Origin of the sequence: Bacillus sp. S14(2024), from assembly GCF_050473785.1 — a bacterium.
Classification (GTDB): Bacteria; Bacillota; Bacilli; order Bacillales; family Bacillaceae_G; genus Bacillus_A; species Bacillus_A yunxiaonensis.
Genome location: NZ_JBFLUP010000006.1, coordinates 2,693,282 through 2,710,261, shown reverse-complemented (window position 1 = coordinate 2,710,261; position 16,980 = coordinate 2,693,282). Strand labels below are relative to the sequence as shown.

The 16,980-nt window shown below is 33.5% G+C and carries 20 protein-coding genes; 17 read left to right on the top strand and 3 right to left on the bottom strand.

Annotated elements, in window-relative coordinates; all coding sequences use genetic code 11:
- The first annotated feature begins 93 nt into the window (after nucleotides 1–93).
- From AB1279_RS14045 to AB1279_RS14005, 9 genes are all read left to right on the top strand, one after another.
- Nucleotides 94–723 carry an HAD-IB family phosphatase gene (locus AB1279_RS14045; RefSeq protein ID WP_429750157.1) on the top strand — a complete coding sequence of 210 codons (630 nt, stop codon included), beginning with the start codon at nucleotides 94–96 and terminating at the stop codon, nucleotides 721–723.
- Between the two features lie 29 nt (nucleotides 724–752).
- Nucleotides 753–1,145 carry a VOC family protein gene (locus AB1279_RS14040; protein ID WP_429759393.1) on the top strand — a complete coding sequence of 131 codons (393 nt, stop codon included), beginning with the start codon at nucleotides 753–755 and terminating at the stop codon, nucleotides 1,143–1,145.
- Between the two features lie 124 nt (nucleotides 1,146–1,269).
- Nucleotides 1,270–1,833 (top strand): DUF6241 domain-containing protein, encoded by a 564-nt coding sequence (locus AB1279_RS14035; RefSeq protein WP_429759392.1) that lies wholly within the window; start codon nucleotides 1,270–1,272, stop codon nucleotides 1,831–1,833.
- Between the two features lie 166 nt (nucleotides 1,834–1,999).
- Nucleotides 2,000–2,380: a VOC family protein gene (locus AB1279_RS14030; protein ID WP_429759390.1), complete on the top strand. Its 381-nt coding sequence runs from the start codon at nucleotides 2,000–2,002 to the stop codon at nucleotides 2,378–2,380.
- Nucleotides 2,381–2,796: 416 nt separating this feature from the next.
- Nucleotides 2,797–3,390 carry a stage II sporulation protein M gene (locus AB1279_RS14025; RefSeq protein WP_429759389.1) on the top strand — a complete coding sequence of 198 codons (594 nt, stop codon included), beginning with the start codon at nucleotides 2,797–2,799 and terminating at the stop codon, nucleotides 3,388–3,390.
- 317 nt (nucleotides 3,391–3,707) lie between these two features.
- Nucleotides 3,708–4,205, top strand: coding sequence for an AAA family ATPase (locus AB1279_RS14020; protein WP_270709576.1), 498 nt, complete (start codon nucleotides 3,708–3,710; stop codon nucleotides 4,203–4,205).
- A gap of 425 nt (nucleotides 4,206–4,630) precedes the next feature.
- A complete protein-coding gene (locus tag AB1279_RS14015; RefSeq protein ID WP_377883003.1) occupies nucleotides 4,631–4,831 on the top strand; it encodes a helix-turn-helix transcriptional regulator in 201 nt (66 codons plus the stop codon).
- A 2-nt stretch (nucleotides 4,832–4,833) separates the two neighbouring features.
- Nucleotides 4,834–5,223 carry a hypothetical protein gene (locus AB1279_RS14010; protein WP_429759387.1) on the top strand — a complete coding sequence of 130 codons (390 nt, stop codon included), beginning with the start codon at nucleotides 4,834–4,836 and terminating at the stop codon, nucleotides 5,221–5,223.
- Nucleotides 5,224–5,662: 439 nt separating this feature from the next.
- Nucleotides 5,663–5,824, top strand: a complete 162-nt coding sequence (locus AB1279_RS14005) for a hypothetical protein (RefSeq protein WP_429759386.1) — start codon at nucleotides 5,663–5,665, stop codon at nucleotides 5,822–5,824.
- A 419-nt stretch (nucleotides 5,825–6,243) separates the two neighbouring features.
- Here the strand turns inward: AB1279_RS14005 and AB1279_RS14000 are convergent, their stop codons facing one another.
- Nucleotides 6,244–6,765 carry a hypothetical protein gene (locus AB1279_RS14000; protein ID WP_429759385.1) on the bottom strand — a complete coding sequence of 174 codons (522 nt, stop codon included), beginning with the start codon at nucleotides 6,763–6,765 and terminating at the stop codon, nucleotides 6,244–6,246.
- 525 nt (nucleotides 6,766–7,290) lie between these two features.
- Nucleotides 7,291–8,748: a serine hydrolase gene (locus tag AB1279_RS13995; protein WP_429759384.1), complete on the bottom strand. Its 1,458-nt coding sequence runs from the start codon at nucleotides 8,746–8,748 to the stop codon at nucleotides 7,291–7,293.
- A 269-nt stretch (nucleotides 8,749–9,017) separates the two neighbouring features.
- Between AB1279_RS13995 and AB1279_RS13990 the strand changes: the two genes are divergently transcribed.
- The 5 genes from AB1279_RS13990 to AB1279_RS13970 all read left to right on the top strand — a co-directional run bounded on the left by AB1279_RS13990 (nucleotide 9,018) and on the right by AB1279_RS13970 (nucleotide 14,532).
- Nucleotides 9,018–9,974 carry a thymidylate synthase gene (locus AB1279_RS13990; RefSeq protein WP_429759383.1) on the top strand — a complete coding sequence of 319 codons (957 nt, stop codon included), beginning with the start codon at nucleotides 9,018–9,020 and terminating at the stop codon, nucleotides 9,972–9,974.
- A gap of 20 nt (nucleotides 9,975–9,994) precedes the next feature.
- Nucleotides 9,995–10,483 carry a dihydrofolate reductase gene (locus AB1279_RS13985; RefSeq protein ID WP_429759382.1) on the top strand — a complete coding sequence of 163 codons (489 nt, stop codon included), beginning with the start codon at nucleotides 9,995–9,997 and terminating at the stop codon, nucleotides 10,481–10,483.
- Nucleotides 10,484–10,738: 255 nt separating this feature from the next.
- Nucleotides 10,739–12,733 carry a penicillin-binding transpeptidase domain-containing protein gene (locus AB1279_RS13980; protein ID WP_429759380.1) on the top strand — a complete coding sequence of 665 codons (1,995 nt, stop codon included), beginning with the start codon at nucleotides 10,739–10,741 and terminating at the stop codon, nucleotides 12,731–12,733.
- A gap of 330 nt (nucleotides 12,734–13,063) precedes the next feature.
- Nucleotides 13,064–13,699, top strand: a complete 636-nt coding sequence (locus AB1279_RS13975; protein WP_429750123.1) for an FMN-dependent NADH-azoreductase — start codon at nucleotides 13,064–13,066, stop codon at nucleotides 13,697–13,699.
- Between the two features lie 113 nt (nucleotides 13,700–13,812).
- Complete coding sequence (locus AB1279_RS13970) at nucleotides 13,813–14,532, top strand: lysophospholipid acyltransferase family protein (protein WP_429759379.1); 720 nt, start codon at nucleotides 13,813–13,815, stop codon at nucleotides 14,530–14,532.
- Nucleotides 14,533–14,562: 30 nt separating this feature from the next.
- On the opposite strand, the gene trhA is transcribed toward AB1279_RS13970, so the two are convergent.
- Entirely contained in the window at nucleotides 14,563–15,219 is a 657-nt protein-coding gene (gene trhA, locus AB1279_RS13965) for a PAQR family membrane homeostasis protein TrhA (protein WP_429759377.1), read from the bottom strand.
- 215 nt (nucleotides 15,220–15,434) lie between these two features.
- Between trhA and AB1279_RS13960 the strand changes: the two genes are divergently transcribed.
- The 3 genes from AB1279_RS13960 to AB1279_RS13950 all read left to right on the top strand — a co-directional run bounded on the left by AB1279_RS13960 (nucleotide 15,435) and on the right by AB1279_RS13950 (nucleotide 16,843).
- Nucleotides 15,435–15,611 carry a twin-arginine translocase TatA/TatE family subunit gene (locus AB1279_RS13960; RefSeq protein WP_429759376.1) on the top strand — a complete coding sequence of 59 codons (177 nt, stop codon included), beginning with the start codon at nucleotides 15,435–15,437 and terminating at the stop codon, nucleotides 15,609–15,611.
- 82 nt (nucleotides 15,612–15,693) lie between these two features.
- Nucleotides 15,694–16,437 carry a twin-arginine translocase subunit TatC gene (tatC, locus tag AB1279_RS13955; RefSeq protein WP_429759375.1) on the top strand — a complete coding sequence of 248 codons (744 nt, stop codon included), beginning with the start codon at nucleotides 15,694–15,696 and terminating at the stop codon, nucleotides 16,435–16,437.
- A gap of 154 nt (nucleotides 16,438–16,591) precedes the next feature.
- On the top strand, nucleotides 16,592–16,843 hold the full coding sequence (locus AB1279_RS13950) for a DUF2535 family protein (RefSeq protein WP_429750115.1): 252 nt from the start codon (nucleotides 16,592–16,594) through the stop codon (nucleotides 16,841–16,843).
- The last annotated feature ends 137 nt before the right edge of the window (nucleotides 16,844–16,980 follow it).

Sequence of the window (16,980 nt, the reverse complement as noted above, 5' to 3'; positions counted from 1 at the left end):
ATGAAGAAAAAGTAAATAAAAGGTAATGTCAATTTGAAAGAGAATTCATAAGTATAAAGAATATAAAAGTAATGATAACAAGGAGCATTCGTAATGAATAAATATATTATTTTTGATTTTGATGGTACGTTAGTAGATTCTAAAGATATCTTTATTCCTATTTTCAATGAAATAGCAGAGAAATACCGTTTTAAACAGGTAAGAGAAGAGGATGTTGAAGCATTGCGGAAGTTATCAATTCCTGAGAGGTGTAAATTGCTTCACGTGCCTCTGTATAAAATCCCTATGATAGCATTAGAGTTTTATAAATTATATCAACCATCGATCTCAACTCTTACTTTGTTCGATGGAATAAGAGATGTTTTGCAGACGTTGAAAGAGAGCGGCTATGAAATTGTTATTGTATCCTCGAATGCTGAGGAGCACATTCGAGAGTTTTTACGTCATAATGAAATTGATTTTATTCATGATGTTTTTTGCTCTAATAATATTTTTGGAAAAGACAAAGTGATAAAGAAATTTTTAAAAGCAAATAAACTAAAAAATTCCGATGTGATTTATGTAGGAGATGAACTTCGAGATATTGTATCTTGTAAAAAAATTGGTGTAGAAGTAATTTGGGTAAGCTGGGGCTATGATGTGATAGAAACGGTACGGGATGAATCTCCGAATTACATTGTGAATATACCGAAAGAAATTGTAAGTGTTGTGAATTCAAAATAATGTGAAATGGGAAAGGGAGCAAGGGGAGTATGTCGGAAAAAACGTATGAGCCTGGTATTCACCATATTGAATTTTGGGTAGCGAACTTAGAGGAATCTATGAAATTTTATCGGGAATTATTTTTTATTATTGGCTGGAAACAACTCAATGAAACAGCTTTTAGTACAGGGAAAACAGAAATATATTTTAAAGAGATTGGTGTAGAACTTGTACGAACGTTAGGCCCAAGGCATATTTGTTATCAAGCAATGAATCGTTCTGTAGTTGATGAGGTAGCACATTTTTTACATAACGTTCGTGCCACAATCATTCGTGGACCGATAGAAGTGAAAGAGTATTCAGAAGGATATTATACAGTCGATTTTTATGACCCAAACGGCTACATATTAGAAGTTGTGTATGCGCCGAATATGGAGATGTAAATAAAAGATGACCTCTGACAGAGGTCATGTCCATTTTGTTTCAATCATTCTTTCAATCATCTGCTGGATAATCGTCCACATGAATTGCGAACTACTAGTCTAAAAACTGGAGGAAATTATACCAATGGCAAACGCTAAGAAAATCTTAAAATGGACTTCTATCACTCTTGTTCTTTCTGCCACGGTGACTTTTGGAATAGTCTCGTATGTCAACAATTTGGATGCAAAACCTAAACAAGCTTCTTCTAAACCTAAGGAAGAAAAAGTTGAGAAAGTTGAAGCAAAACCTGTTTCTCAATCATCTAATCAATCTCAAGAATATCAGATGGCTCCAAATAAAAGTGCTAAAGAACAAAACTACCAATACGCAACAGACACGGATATTGAAAGTCGTTTCCATGAAATGACTCACCAAAAAGTTATTGCTGATGAACGTTGGGGATACATTCCGATGACTCCTGAAAACATTGAAGCTGTAATAAAGTTAGTTGAGTCAAACAAAGATCAACTTCATCATTACGATTTTTATATTCAAGTATTGAACAAGTGGAAGTCCGGAGATTTTTCTAATTGCGTTGACGTCCATAATCAAGTATGGGAATGGCAAGGTGGACAACTTGGAAAAGCTACTAGACTTGCAACAGCTCAAGAAGAACAAGATTATATCAATAAGAAAACTGTTAAGTAGGGGTAGCGCCACATATCCATCAAGTTAAGAAAGTTGCTTACCCCCAAGTGTAAAAAACGAACAATTCTTTTGGATTAGAAATTTAAATTTCCACTCATGGCATTTTTTGATTTCCTTCTTTATATAAGAAAATCAAAATCAAACTTTGAATTGAAAGGTGAAGATAATGAAGATTGAACATATAGCTATTTGGGTAAATGATTTAGAATTAATGCGCACATTTTATACTAAATATTTCAAAGGTAAAGCTAATAATTTATACCGTAATGAAACAAAACAATTTGAATCTTATTTTATTACATTTGAAACGGGGACACGTATAGAAATTATGCGAAAGAAAGGAGTAAAGAATAAACCTAAAAATGAAGTTACTGGATATGCTCATTTAGCTTTTTCTGTCGGAAGCAAAAATAATGTAAATCAATTAACGAAAACATTAAGAGAAGTTGGCTATCTTATATTAAGTGAACCTCGTCTTACTGGCGATGGGTACTATGAAAGTGTAGTAAGTGATCCAGAAGGAAATCAAATTGAAATAACAATCTAAGGTTCACAACATGCTCATCAACTTAGAATTTCACAAAACATGAGATAAATTTTTATAAATGGAGTATCGCCAACATTTTTGAAAAAAACACGCTAAACAGTTTTTGACATAAAAATAAGTAATTTTAATAACGCTAAGAGTATACAGGATTTTATACAGTTTTTCAGCCAATCCAGTAACAAACGGGAACCCGAAAAACCGTACCATCACGGCAATGTATAAAATCTTGCATATTTTATAATATCGGAGAATGAGAGAATCCATTGGTATAAAAGGATTACTAACGATATCCAACTTTTTATAATGTTACGTTATGTTAACTGAACGTGAATAGAATATACAAGAAAAATTTCTTTACTACCGTATTATTTGGATGGTAAAATTTAGAAAAAGAGGTGAGAGTTATTTCGAATGTAATGAATAAGATTGTATTTAAAAGAGCTATTAACTTTTTCATATTAGGGGTAGCACTAACAGTTATTGCAACCATAATAACTTTTATAATCAATCCAGATTTTAAAGAAACACTCGAAGGGGTAGGAAATAGAATACCAGATCAAGTAGAAAAATTAACAGGTATAAAAAAGGTATGGGCATATATTGTTCATAATGGTTTTATTGTACCTTTAAAAATGTTTATATTAGCCTTGATTCCAATACAATTTTTATATGTTATAAATATAATTTTAACTGTTTCACTTCCTGGGATTCTTTTTGGAATTGTGTTACAATCTGATTTTAAAAAAGGTTTTGGGATAATAATTTCTACCATCCCTCATTATCTTTTTGAAGTTTTCGCTTATTGTTTATTTGCGGCCATTCTTTTTGAATTAAATAAATTTATTAGAATCAAATTAAAAATGATGTTCAAAAAGGATAAAGAAAGAGTATCTCTTAGTAAAAAGATTTTAGAAGTAATAAAAATTTATATTGTTTTAACTTTACCTATAATTATCGTTGCTGCATTCTTAGAAACTTACATAGCCAATATCATACTTGATTTATTTTAGAAACTTTATATGCTTGATGAAGATTGAGATTTACCTAGACATAATACCAACTGTACTTATAACTTCCAATAACGAAAATTATGTGAACACAAAAGTCCTCCAGTTAAACGATCTGGAGGACTTTTAATAGTCTCTTAAATACATTGAATCCCGATAATGTTGCGTTATGTTAACCAATCATGTATACGATATACATCTGAAAATCCTGACAAACCGTTACTTTGAAATGGTACAATTTAAAAAAAGGAGAAGTGGTTAAACTTAGGTAGTTCGGTTTATAGGTAGAAAAATAAAATAAACATGAGGAGTTAAAAAATATGAAACAATTGGGGACGCTATACTTTTTTTGTGGAAAAATGGGTGCAGGAAAATCAACTAAATCAAAACAATGGGCGATAGATAAAAATGCGGTACTGTTGTCTGAGGATGAATGGCTGTCATCTCTTTATCCCAATCAGTTGGCATCATTTGAGGACTATCTAAAATTCTCAGCACAGCTCAAACCGTTGGTGAAAAAACATGTCCAAAACATATTAAGTGTCGGTACAGATGTAGTGATGGATTTTCCAGCTAACACTCAAAAACTGCGAAAATGGTTTTTGGATATGGCATCAGAAGTCAATGCAAGCCATCAACTCATTTTCCTTAATCTAAATAACGAGCAATGCCTACGTCAAATTGCACAAAGGCGTAACGAACAACCCGAAAGGGAAGCTTTTGACACGGAAGCGGTGTTTATTCATGTTACTAGTTTTTTTGAATCACCAAAAGAATCTGAGGGTTTAAATATTTTAGAGTTTAGCGGAAAAGAATAATAAGAAGTTTAACACAGCGTTATAGAACCATAAGAATTGAGTCTCCTTCCAGGAGTAAGCAAACCTATCTCCAAAATAACTTCCGCTTTCAACAATTATGTCAATAAGCTGTCCATATGGACAGCTTATTTTATTTTTTGCTTAGCGTGGTTTTTGGTGGTACCCCATGCCCATCAACTTAAGAAAACAGAGCAATCCCAAAAAGAAAAGGTAAGATGAATCCCTATACTGTAGAAAAACAAAATTTTTGTGTAGGCCTATTTAAAGATAGTAACTTGATGGAGACGTATGGTGAACCCTATTTGGATAGAAGTAAAATTTTCCAGAAGATGTGTAAAAAGTATTTGACAATTTGATTGGCTTTTTTTACAATTTTTAGTATGTAAAAGGTTTTTTACACACTTTGCAATAAAGGTGGAAATCCAATGCGTAATCGAATTAAGGAGTATAGAGAAATTAAAAAAATTTCTCAGGGAAAATTGGCGGATTTATGTAATGTAAGTAGACAAACAATTAATGCCATTGAAAATAATAAATATGATCCTAGTTTACAATTAGCTTTCGATATTGCAAAAACATTAGAAATTAGAGTTGATATTTTATTTATAAACGAAGGGAATGTATAGTAATGAGGACTCGAAAAATTGGTTCTATCATATTTGGGATAAGTATTTTGATTGTAATGGGTTTTACAATTTATAAGATTATAGTAGGGAAAGATGTTGGTTTCAATGAAGTCATTACTATTGGTTGTTTAGTAATGATGTTTTTCTCATCTATTACTTGGGGAACAAAAGAAGAAAAAGATGGAATATTACAAGAGGAAGAACTGGGACAAAGAATTACAGAAAAAAGCTCAAAAGTAAGTTATTTCATTCTTACTTTTTTTATTTTAGGGGCTGTAGTTGCTGATAAATTTATAAATGGGACAACAAACATTTTTTTATTGTTATTATTAGGATTATCAATGATAACCTTGCCTTTTATTGAATTTTTGGTTGCCAAAAGGTATCAGTAGTATAAGAGATACTACCCTATCGCTATTAAGCTAAGAAAAGCAAATACACCAAAACAAGAAAATTGAAACTTCCAGGTGAAAATGTACAATTTTTTGTTTTGGGGCGTTATAAAATTCTTAAGTTGATGGGCATGTATGGTGACCCCTACTAAGAAACGTTTCGCCTCTTTATGCCTCTCCTGAATTATTTGCACCAGAACCGTATTTTCAGTAACTAACGAATGGATGATTAGGATTAACCCATAGTAGACAAAGCCAGGTTTTTCATTGTAAATAAACTTTATTTGGAATAAAATAAAGTTATCAATAAATGTCATAGATAAATATGGTAAAATATACATAGAGTAACAGCTCAAAAAGTAAAATGGTGATTCAAGTTAAAAAAGTACTCATGTGGGTGCTTTTTTTGCTGTCTTACAAATACAGAGGGGATTTCATCATGAATATTATCGACTTAGAACTAGTACGAAAGAGAAAGAGCAAGGAAAATAAAATGATTACAATACCCATTATCGAACGGGTTTTTGAAGTAAATGGAGAAATTCAGTTTAAAGTAGCTGGCGAAAAAGAAGTTCCCATTTATTGGCTAGAAAAGGAATAGATATTCTTAAAAAGAAGAGAAATTCAGTTATAATATCAGCTCTTAAATATGTATATTTGTTTATAACAAGTTGTACCATATATAATTATAACTATTTCTGTAAAGAATCCTTATATTACAAGGATTCTTTTTTTGTTGATCCACAATTGTTGGTTTAAAATAGAAGCCTTGCATAAAGAAATTAATTCAGTTAAGTCATAGCCATTCACCACAACTAGAGCGTCTCATCCAATTTCTGAATCTTTGAGTGGGAAATTAAATATACATTGCCTAAAAGGCCTCACCATATCAAAAAAAGAAAATTGTACGTTTAGACATATTTTAGACACAAATTAACCGACTCCCTGTACGTTAAGGAACCCGTTATTTATTTTACTGCTTTTTTTATGAAGTTTTTATCTCGTAATGATCTTAAATGATTAAAAATTATTATTTGTTGATTTATCATTATCTCTTTTTTTTACAACTTTGTAAGCAATCCAAATAAATAAATTACAAATTATCAGTCCGATAAAAGCTGGTAAAACGATTGATACTCCTGAACCATCACCTGCATATAAACTCCATAGAACTTTCAATATAGCAATTAAGTTAATGACAAATATTCCATACTTCCAAGAGTGTTTCCAAAACGCATATGCTAAAGCAAACATTGTCACCGGAACCAGTGAAGACAACGTAATTTTAATAAAGTTCCACTTACCAAACAAATAATCCAGTTCCATTTCCAAAAAAGCTTCCACTTTTGGATTCACTGTTGTAGGTTTTGGAAACCAAAACATACTCGTAGCTAATGCAACTAAAGTGATTATTATCCCTTTGATACTTCTTCTATAGGAAAAATAGCAAAACGGCAATAAAAATAGTGGACGAATGTACCAACTTAGGATATTTTGATGCCTTTCAAACGCCCAAGTAAAAAAATCATTAAGAAAATCCACAGATAATCACCTCCTAGGGATAGCACCAATGTTCATCAAACTAATATTTTGAAGTCCTCAAAACGAAAACTTTATCTTGCTACAATTATTTATAACAATTCAACTCATTTTTTTCGTTTTGGGGAATACCTTATTTCTTAAGTTGATGGGCATGGGGTAGCACCAACAAAACGCGAATTTCGTACGCTAAGGAATTCTTCAGTTAAAAATCTTGATTTTGTCGTACGTTAAGAATGTTCCATAAACGTTATTTGGTGCTTATTAAGGTTCTTTGTTTTTGGTAATGAGTTTTGGAACTGGTCTTTAAGTGTATTTTAGTCAGTTTCACTAGAAATAAATTGAGTTCCATAAATGACTGTTTTGGGTTCTTTTTACGGGAATGAAACTGGATATATTATATGTTAATGTAGAGAAGGGATTATGAAGAAATGTACTTAAGCTAACAGGTATATATTTAAAGAAGAAAACCTTTTAATAAAAAACGCAGGGTTTTGAAGTCCCTGCGTTTTTTGACTAATGAAAATTCTATTTTTCTATTTTGGTGAACAGCAGTGGCTTGGTACTTAACGTTACTGGTAGGTGCAGTTTAAGCTCGTTTAGTACACCTGCTGTATTCATCTCATAAGAAACTAATATGTTCATTTCCATTTGGAAAACATTCCATTTTGTACTGAACATATCATAGTGATGATGGTTCAGTACAATATCAAATGAGGCAAATTTTAAGTATAAAGTTTCATTTCGTTTGTGTATTTCTATTGTTCCGTATGCAGGGTGTTCAAACGTTCCGATATAATCTTTTAATGGATGTGAAAGAACAGTTTCCTTTACTTGTGGTAGCGGTTTGTTCATTTCTTTCATTATTTCTTTAAGCTTTGCTGTATCTTCTACAGCACGTTTATGCCAATCAATTGGTTCTAATCCAAGCAATTCATCATAAATTTGATGCGCAAGGTAAGAAGGAAGTAACGTTTTACCGGAATTCGTTAACACGACAAGCCCAATATTATGTTCTGGCATAAAAGAAACGAGAGATGTGAATCCGTCGATATTCCCGCCGTGATGGATTTCTTTATGTCCGCGATAGGCACTAATAAACCAGCCGAGACCGTAGCTGTTTAATGGGCATTCCGGCAGAGCGAACATTGGCTCATCTGGAATTGGGATATGCGGTGTATACATTTGTTGGAGCAGATCTTGTGCAAGTAGTTCATGTTCACCAACTTTTCCTTTATTTAAATGAAGTAATACCCATTTTGCCATATCTTCTATATTTGAGTTCATACATCCAGCAGCGCCAATGGTATCAAGGTTGCAGAAAGGTACTTCTGTTATGTTCCCATCTTTCTCGCTATAGGGAAGTGCGTGGTCATCTGATTTTTGTGAAGTATTAACTGAAAAATTTGTGCGTTCCATATGGAGAGGTTCTAAAATATGTTCTGTTACATATTGTTCCCATGTTTGATTTGCAATGTTTTCAGTAATATAACTAATCGTGGCATACATTAAATTGTTATATAAAAATGCCGAGCGGAACGGTGCATCTAGTTCTAAGTGGCGAATTTTTTCAGCAATTTCTTGTCTAGTTAAAGACGAGACATACCATAATGTATCATGACGACTGACGCCGGTCCTGTGAGATGCTAGGTCACGAGCTGTTGTTTGTGCGCTTGCTAGCAGATCGTGAAGTGAAAAAGTTGGAATGTAAGTTTGTACAGGTGTATCCCAATTAAATTTTTGCTGCTGTGCGAGTAAGCTTAAAGATAGTGTACCAAATGCTTTTGTCGACGAACCAATGGCAAATAACGTTTTTGGAGTAACGGGTTTTTTATTTTTTGTATCACGGAACCCATAACCTTCTGAGAATACTACTTCTCCGTCTTTTACGATAGCAACTGCAGCTCCAGGGACGTTTAAATCTTTCATCATGTTTTGGATTTTCGTATGTAATTTACTTGTAAGAGGCATTTCAATTTTTTGCATAGTAAAACCTCCACTCATATATTATTTACTTCCGCACTATAGTTTCTTGAAGGGGATAGGAAAACCCTTTTTCTTTTTGTGGGGAATGTTGACAAAAGTATGTCAGATTTTGAAGATGAAAAAATTTTTAATACCGAGTTTTTGCGCGTGTATACTATATGAAAGAGTTTTTTACTAAAAAGGTCGTGTGAAATTCAAAGGCATATATGATAAACTCCATATAGGAAAAAATAATGTTACATAAAGCAATTGTGAAAGAAGGTTACTTGATGAAACACGCAGAGTATGAATATTTAAATATGTGCCGTCACGTTATGGAAAACGGTACGAGAAAAGAAGATCGCACTGGTACAGGAACAGTATCTGTATTTGGGTATCAAATGCGCTTTGATTTAAGTCAAGGTTTTCCGTTACTTACGACAAAACGTGTGCCGTTTCGTTTAGTAGCGAGCGAACTTCTTTGGTTTATGAAAGGTGACACAAACATTCGTTACTTGCTGCAGCATAATAATAATATTTGGAACGAGTGGGCGTTTAAAAATTGGATAGAGAGCGATACGTATACAGGGCCAGATATGACAGACTTTGGACTGCGTTCTCAGCAAGATGAAGACTTTAATAAGCAATACGAAGAGCAAATGGAATTGTTTAAAACAAAGGTATTAGAAGATGATGAATTTGCGAAGCGGTACGGTAATTTAGGAGAAGTATACGGGAAACAGTGGCGTGCATGGAAAACGACTGCTGGAGAAACGCTTGATCAATTGCAAGATGTAATTGATATGATCAAGAAAAATCCAGATTCCCGGCGTTTAATCGTGTCTGCATGGAATCCAGAAGATGTACCAAGTATGGCACTGCCACCTTGTCATACACTATTCCAATTTTATGTGGCAGATGGGAAGCTATCTTGTCAACTATATCAACGCAGCGGTGATATTTTTCTCGGTATTCCGTTTAATATAGCTAGTTATTCGTTATTAACACATTTAATTGCGCATGAGTGTGGTTTAGAGGTGGGTGAGTTTGTTCATACAATTGGTGATGCACATATTTACACAAACCATTTTGAACAAGTGGAAAAACAATTAGCACGTGAACCGCGTCCGTTCCCAACGTTAAAGCTAAATCCAGATGTGAAATCTATCTTTGATTTTGAAATGAATGATCTTATGTTAGAAGGATACGATCCGCATCCAGCAATTAAAGCACCGGTAGCTGTGTAAACGAAGATAGGGGGATATATATGATTTCATTACTTGTAGCAATGGATAAAAATCGTCTAATCGGTAAGGACAACCAATTACCTTGGCATCTTCCGGCAGATTTGGCATATTTTAAAAAAGTAACAATGGGACATCCAATGATTATGGGAAGAAAAACGTTTGAATCTATTGGAAGACCTTTACCTGGGAGAACAAACATTATTTTAACCCGTAACAAAAATTATGAAAGGGAAGGCTGTGAAGTCATCCATTCTATTGATGATGTGCAGAAAATGGACGAGCAACTGAATGAAGAAATTTTTGTGATTGGCGGTGCAGAGATTTTTAAAGAAGTTCTTCCGTTTGCGGATCGCTTGTATATTACGAAAATTGAAGAAGTATTTGAAGGCGACACATTCTTCCCGGAAATTAATTATGATGAGTGGGAAAAAATATCTGTAGAACAAGGCGTTACAGATGAGAAAAATCCATATACATATGCTTATCATGTGTATGGTAAACGAAAATAAAGATAAAGAAGCTTGGTATGTGACACATACTAAGCTTCTTTATCTTTAGGTAAATAGTGAATCGTATCTTTTCTAAACGAAATAATGATATAACTTCTTCTATTTGTTCACAATCTTATTAAAAGCAGAAAATAAGATTTATAGAAGGAATAATACAAAGAGCGATGCATATTGCATCGCTCTTTGTATTGGGATATTTTTGTAAAATTGGAGTTTTATATTATAATAACATCGAGACGTAAAGGAGGAGAAGAAGTGAAAAAACTATGTGGAATACTTTTTATTTTTTCAATGCTATTTATAGTAGGCTGTGGGAAAGAAGAGAAGCCAGAGCAAGCGATGGATACATATGCAAAAGCATGGAATGAACAAAAGTTTGATAAAATGTATGAACAGTTATCGAAAGAGGCAAAGCAGTCGATTACAAAAGAAGATTTTGTAAAGAAATATGAAAATGTTTATACAGGAATTGCGGTGAAAAATTTAAAGGTAGAAGCAGTAACGAAAAAAGAAGAAAAAAAAGATGAGAAAAATAATGCGAATGTACCTTTTAAAGTAAGCATGGATACAATCGGCGGGAAGATTACGTTTGAAAATGATGCAAAACTTGTGAAAGAAAAGGATGGAGATAAGGACATCTGGAAAGTTGATTGGAATCCATCATTTATTTTTCCAACTATGAAACAAGATGATAAAGTACTTGTTCAATCATTTTCGCCAAAGCGCGGTGAAATTTATGACAGGAATGGAAGCGGATTAGCAACGAATGGGAAAGCTTCAGAAGTTGGAGTTGTGCCTGGGAAATTAGGTGAATCAGCTCAACAAACAAAAGAAACATTAGCAAAATTATTAAATATGTCGGTTGAAGATATCGAAAAGAAATTAACAGCGAAATGGGTACAACCAGGCTACTATGTTCCGCTTTCTATTTTGCCAGAAGGTGCAAATGAAAATGATTACATATCTATGCCCGGTGTAGCGACGCGTACAGTAAATGTTCGGACATATCCTTTAGGAGAAGCTGCGGCACATTTAACTGGCTATATGGGGAAGGTGAATGCAGAAGATTTAAAGAAATTAGCGGACAAAGGATATAAAGCTGATGATCCTATTGGAAGAACAGGTCTGGAAAGTGTTTTTGAATATAAACTCCGCGGTGAAAAAGGCGGACGTGTTTATATTGCCGATGCAAAAGGAAAAGAATTAAAAGAACTTTCTAAAAAGGAAGCGAAGGATGGCGAAAATATTACACTTACGATTGATGGGAACTTGCAACAAAAAATTTATGCAGAAATGAAGGGCGAAGCGGGTTCAAGTGCAGCAATGCATCCACAAACAGGAGAAACATTAGCGCTTGTAAGTAGTCCATCATACAATCCAAACGCTATGATAAGAGAGTCAGCAAAAGCAGAGCGAGATGCTTGGAATAATGATCCGAAAAAGCCGATGACAAATCGGTTTACCCAAGTATACGCACCTGGCTCCGTCTTTAAGTCAATTACAGGTGCAATTGGTTTAGAAACAAAAGTACTAAATCCAAAAGAATCTCTTAAAATTGATGGTGTAAAATGGGCAAAAGATTCTTCTTGGGGTAACTATTATGTAACGCGTGTCAAAGATGTCAATCCAGTTGATTTTGAAAAAGCAATGATGTATTCTGATAACATTTATTTTGCGCAGGAAGCATTAAAAATTGGTAAAGATAAGTTTATAGAAGAAGCGAAGAAATTTGGATTTGGTGAAAAGTTACCGATTGAATATGGATTTGCAACTTCGCAAATTGCAAAAGATGGTATAAAAAATGATATTCAACTTGCTGATACAGGGTATGGTCAAGGTGAAGTTTTAATGTCATCTCTTCACGTTGCATTATCTTATGCGCCAATTGTAAATGAGGGGAATATTCCATCTCCACACCTTTTAAAAGATGAAAAGCAGGTAAAGGCGTGGAAAGAAAATGTGGTATCAAAAGAGAACAGTGCTATTTTGAAAGACGCTTTAATAAAAGTTGTGAATGACCCAGAAGGAACAGGTAAGATTGCAAAATTAGATGGTATTACGCTTGCTGGAAAAACAGGAACAGCGGAATTAAAAGAATCAAAAGAAGCGGATGGTAAAGAGTTAGGGTGGTTTGTTGCATTTGATGCAAATTCTCCAAATATGGTTGTGGCAATGATGATTGAAGATGTAAAAGGTAGAGGTGGAAGTAGTATTCCGGCTGAGAAAGTTAAACATGTGTTTCAAAAGTGATGGACAATAAGCTATCTCATTCAAAAGTGAGATAGCTCATTTTTTTGATATTCCTACTTGAAGATGATGAGAAACCAAAGAAGAGCGGGAAATAACTGCCGATATGCTTCTAATTGTTGATAACTTTCCGTAACTTGGTTATGGATTTCTTTCACCGATGAAAGTTTTGCGCAATGTAGTTATTTACTTACGAAAAAAAAGCAACTATTTTTATTGACAGATAAACGTTAATTATATATTATTACTTATGTAAGGTAAGTAATTTACTTTTCAATAATAAAATCTTGAATTGAAGATATTAATGAAGAGAAAAAAGGGAGAGAAATCAATATGACAAAAGTACTATTTATTACAGCAAATCCAAATCCAGCAGAAGTATCATTTGGCATGGCAGTAGGAGAAGCATTTATTGATGCTTACAAACAAGCGAATCCACAAGATGACGTTATAACAATTGATTTATTCCATACAAACGTACCCGCAATTGATGGTGAAGTGCTTGCTGCTTGGGGGAAACTTGGGGCAGGAGAAGGCTTTGAAACATTAAGTGAAAGCCAACAACAAAAAATTGCAGCTATGAGTGGGAACTTAGAAACATTTATGCATGCAGATAAATACGTATTTGTAACACCAATGTGGAACTTGAGCTATCCACCAGTTGTAAAAGCATACTTAGATAACTTATCAATTGCAGGTAAAACATTTAAATATACTGAAAATGGTCCAGTTGGTTTATTAGAAGGCAAAAAAGCGCTCCATATCCAAGCAACAGGCGGCGTTTACTCTGAAGGACCATACGCAGGAGTGGACTTTGGCCGTAACCACTTAAAAGCGATGTTAAATTTCATGGGTGTAACGGAAGTAGAATATATTGCAGTAGAAGGTATGAGTGCAAATCCTGCACAGGCACCTGAAATTAAAGAACAAGCAATTGAAAAAGCACGTGAATTAGCAAAACAATTCTAATCTATCATATTATAAAAAATGTCCAAACGCTTGTCGTTTGGACATTTTTTCTTCTTTTTCCTTCGTTTGTCTAGTATAATGAAGTACGGAATTACAATATGTGGGGGTTCTATATGATTCAAACGGTTTTTAAGATTTTTTACTTAATTTTAATAGTAATTGGTATTACGCCAAGAATGTGGCGTATAAAACGAAAGTTACATACACTATCGCCGCAAGAAAAAGATCGTCTGGTGTTTAAAACAACAAATTGGTTTGGTAAGAAGATGATTCATGTAGCTGGATCAACAGTACAAGTGAATGGACTTGAAAATGTACCACAGGATAAGCCAGTGCTAGTAGTAAGTAATCATCAAAGTGATATGGATATTCCTGTTTTAATGGGCTATTTAAATAAGCCAATTGGATTTGTTTCGAAAGTAGAAATTAAAAGGTTTCCACTTGTATCCACATGGATGGAATTGATGAACTGTGTATTTATGGATCGTAAGGATCGTCGTCAATCTTTACAAGCTATTAAAGATGGAATTGAGCTGTTAAAGCAAGGACATTCTATCATTATTTTTCCAGAAGGAACTCGTAGTAAGGGTGCTGGAATGGGAGAATTTAAAGCTGGTAGTTTCCATCTTGCTGTCAAATCAGGTGTAGCGATTTTACCAGTAACAGTGGACGGGACTTATAAAATGTTTGAAGCAAACGGTAATCGAATGAAACCGGCGCATGCAACAGTCACAATTTCGAAACCAATTACAGCAGAACAATATCAAAATATGGACATTAAAGAATTAACGAAATATACGCAAGATATTATTGCGGGTCAGCTAAATAAGTAAAAAAGTCTCAGCTATAAAGCTGAGACTTTTTTACGCTACAGGCAATACATAAAATAAAACGCAGAAAAACATCATCGCACTTCCACCTAATACAAATACGTGCCAAATTGCATGATTGAATGGGAGCTTTTCCCATAAAAAGAAGATGGCACCGACAGAGTATAAAATTCCACCGATTAATAATAAGGAGAAGCCATGCCCTGTTAAGTTTTCATATAACGGCTGAATAGCAACAATGATGAGCCAGCCCATAATGACGTAAAACAAAGTTGATAATTTAATAAAACGACGTACAAAAAAGATTTTAAAGACGATTCCGGCAATTGCTAATGTCCAAATGATTGCGAGTAATGTCCAGCCCAGTGGCCCGCGCAGTGTAACGAGTAAAAATGGTGTATATGTGCCGGCAATTAATAAATAAATGGCAGAATGATCTAAAATAGTGAATAACTTCTCTACCTTTGGATGATGAATGCTATGTAATAGCGTTGAACATACATATAGTAAAAACATGCTCACACCATATACAGTAAATCCAACAATTGCTGATGCAGTTCCGTGCTTTGATGCGTGAATAATTAAAATAATTAACGCAGGAATACTTAAAATGGCACCGATGCCATGTGTAATTGCATTTGCGATTTCTTCTTTAACAAACTGAGTCATTCGAGTCATCTTTTGAGCCATGTTTCGACTCCTTTCTCATATAGTAAAATGAGGAGTATAGTTTCTTTCACCATATCATATACAAAAGGAATAGGAAATGAAAAATGTATAAAAATTATATTTTCAAATTTTTTTGACAAAAGCCAGCGGATACATTGACGTTTACAAACTTTTTTGACAAAATGAAATTAAGGGATAGTAGAACCATTCAATCTACTTATAAGGGGGATGGAAATATGCTTTCAAATATTGGTTTTCCAGGTTTAATTTTAATTTTAGTAGCCGTACTTATTTTATTTGGTCCCAAAAAATTACCTGAAGTTGGACGAGCTTTAGGAGAAACTTTAAAAGAATTTAAGAAATCAACAAAAGAATTAACAGATGATGCTTTTCAAGATAAAGAACGTAAATAATATATGTATAATTTAGAAAAGATGTAAGGCGGGAATCTCTCTTGCATCTTTTTTATCTGATGAAAAAAGAGTGGTGAAAAAAATGGATGATCGAGAAATGAGTGTTATAGAGCATATTAGTGAATTGCGAAAGCGTTTAATTATTACCGTCCTATCATTTGTTTTTTTCTTAATTATAGGATTTGTATACGCAAAAGATATTTATTTTTTTCTGGTGAAAGATTTAACAATGAAATTGACAGTTTTAGGTCCAAGTGATGTATTATGGATTTTCTTTTCCATTGCTTCGCTCTTTGCAATTGTTTGTACAATACCAATAGCTGCAGTTCAATTATGGTTATTTGTAAAGCCGGGTTTGCATCCGAAGGAACAAAAAATGACTTTAATGTACATTCCTGTGTTATTTATATTATTTATTGCAGGCCTATGTTTCGGATATTTTATTGTGATGCCGTTTTTATTTCACTTTTTAACGCAGCTTGGAAATGAGATGTTTAATACGATGTTTACAACTGAGAAATATTTTTATTTTGTATTAAATTTAACGGTACCATTCGCAGTTATATTTGAATTACCTATTGTTGTTATGTTCTTAACAAGTATAGGTTTTTTAACACCATACTTGCTGCAACGTATAAGGAGATATGCATATGTTATGTTAATTATTATAGCATCATGTATATCGCCACCTGATTTTTTATCTCATAGTTTGGTAGCGGTACCTCTTATATGTATATATGAGATTAGTATCACTCTGTCGAAAATTGTGTATAAACGTAAACAAAGTCGTGAAAATGATTTTGGATCAAAAAGTGCCTCTTTATGACAGGCGCTTTTTTTATTTCTTTGTTATACTATTCATGTAAGCGTATACAATATAAAGAAGAAAAAAGTTATTGCTTCTCCAAAATTTAGACAAACTTTTTGTCTTTGTCGGTTTATACTATCATTATAAATCCAAAAAAAAGAGGATTGATATCGTGATTATGAAGAGTTTTTATTTTACTCATCCAACAGGAAAATGCGTAAAGGTGGTTGAAATTCCTGTGCTACAAACACAGCATCCATTAGCGTTTCAGATTCAGTCGCGTCTTCAGCTCTTTATTTCCAAAATTCAAAAACAAAAACAACCAAGGTTTTCGTACTCATTTCGGGAATATTTGCGAAATTGTTTAAAATGGAATGATTATTCAAATGTATATGAAACAAATACGTTAGAAAAAAATGCATAGAAAAAATTTGAGGCAGAGCAAAAGTGCTCTGCCTTACATTTTTAGCCACAAAAAGCGAGAATTTTGTCGGAAAATTACCTTAAACTGTTGAAAGCAGTGGGAATACTAGTATAATAACAGGGAGAGCGTAGTGGAAA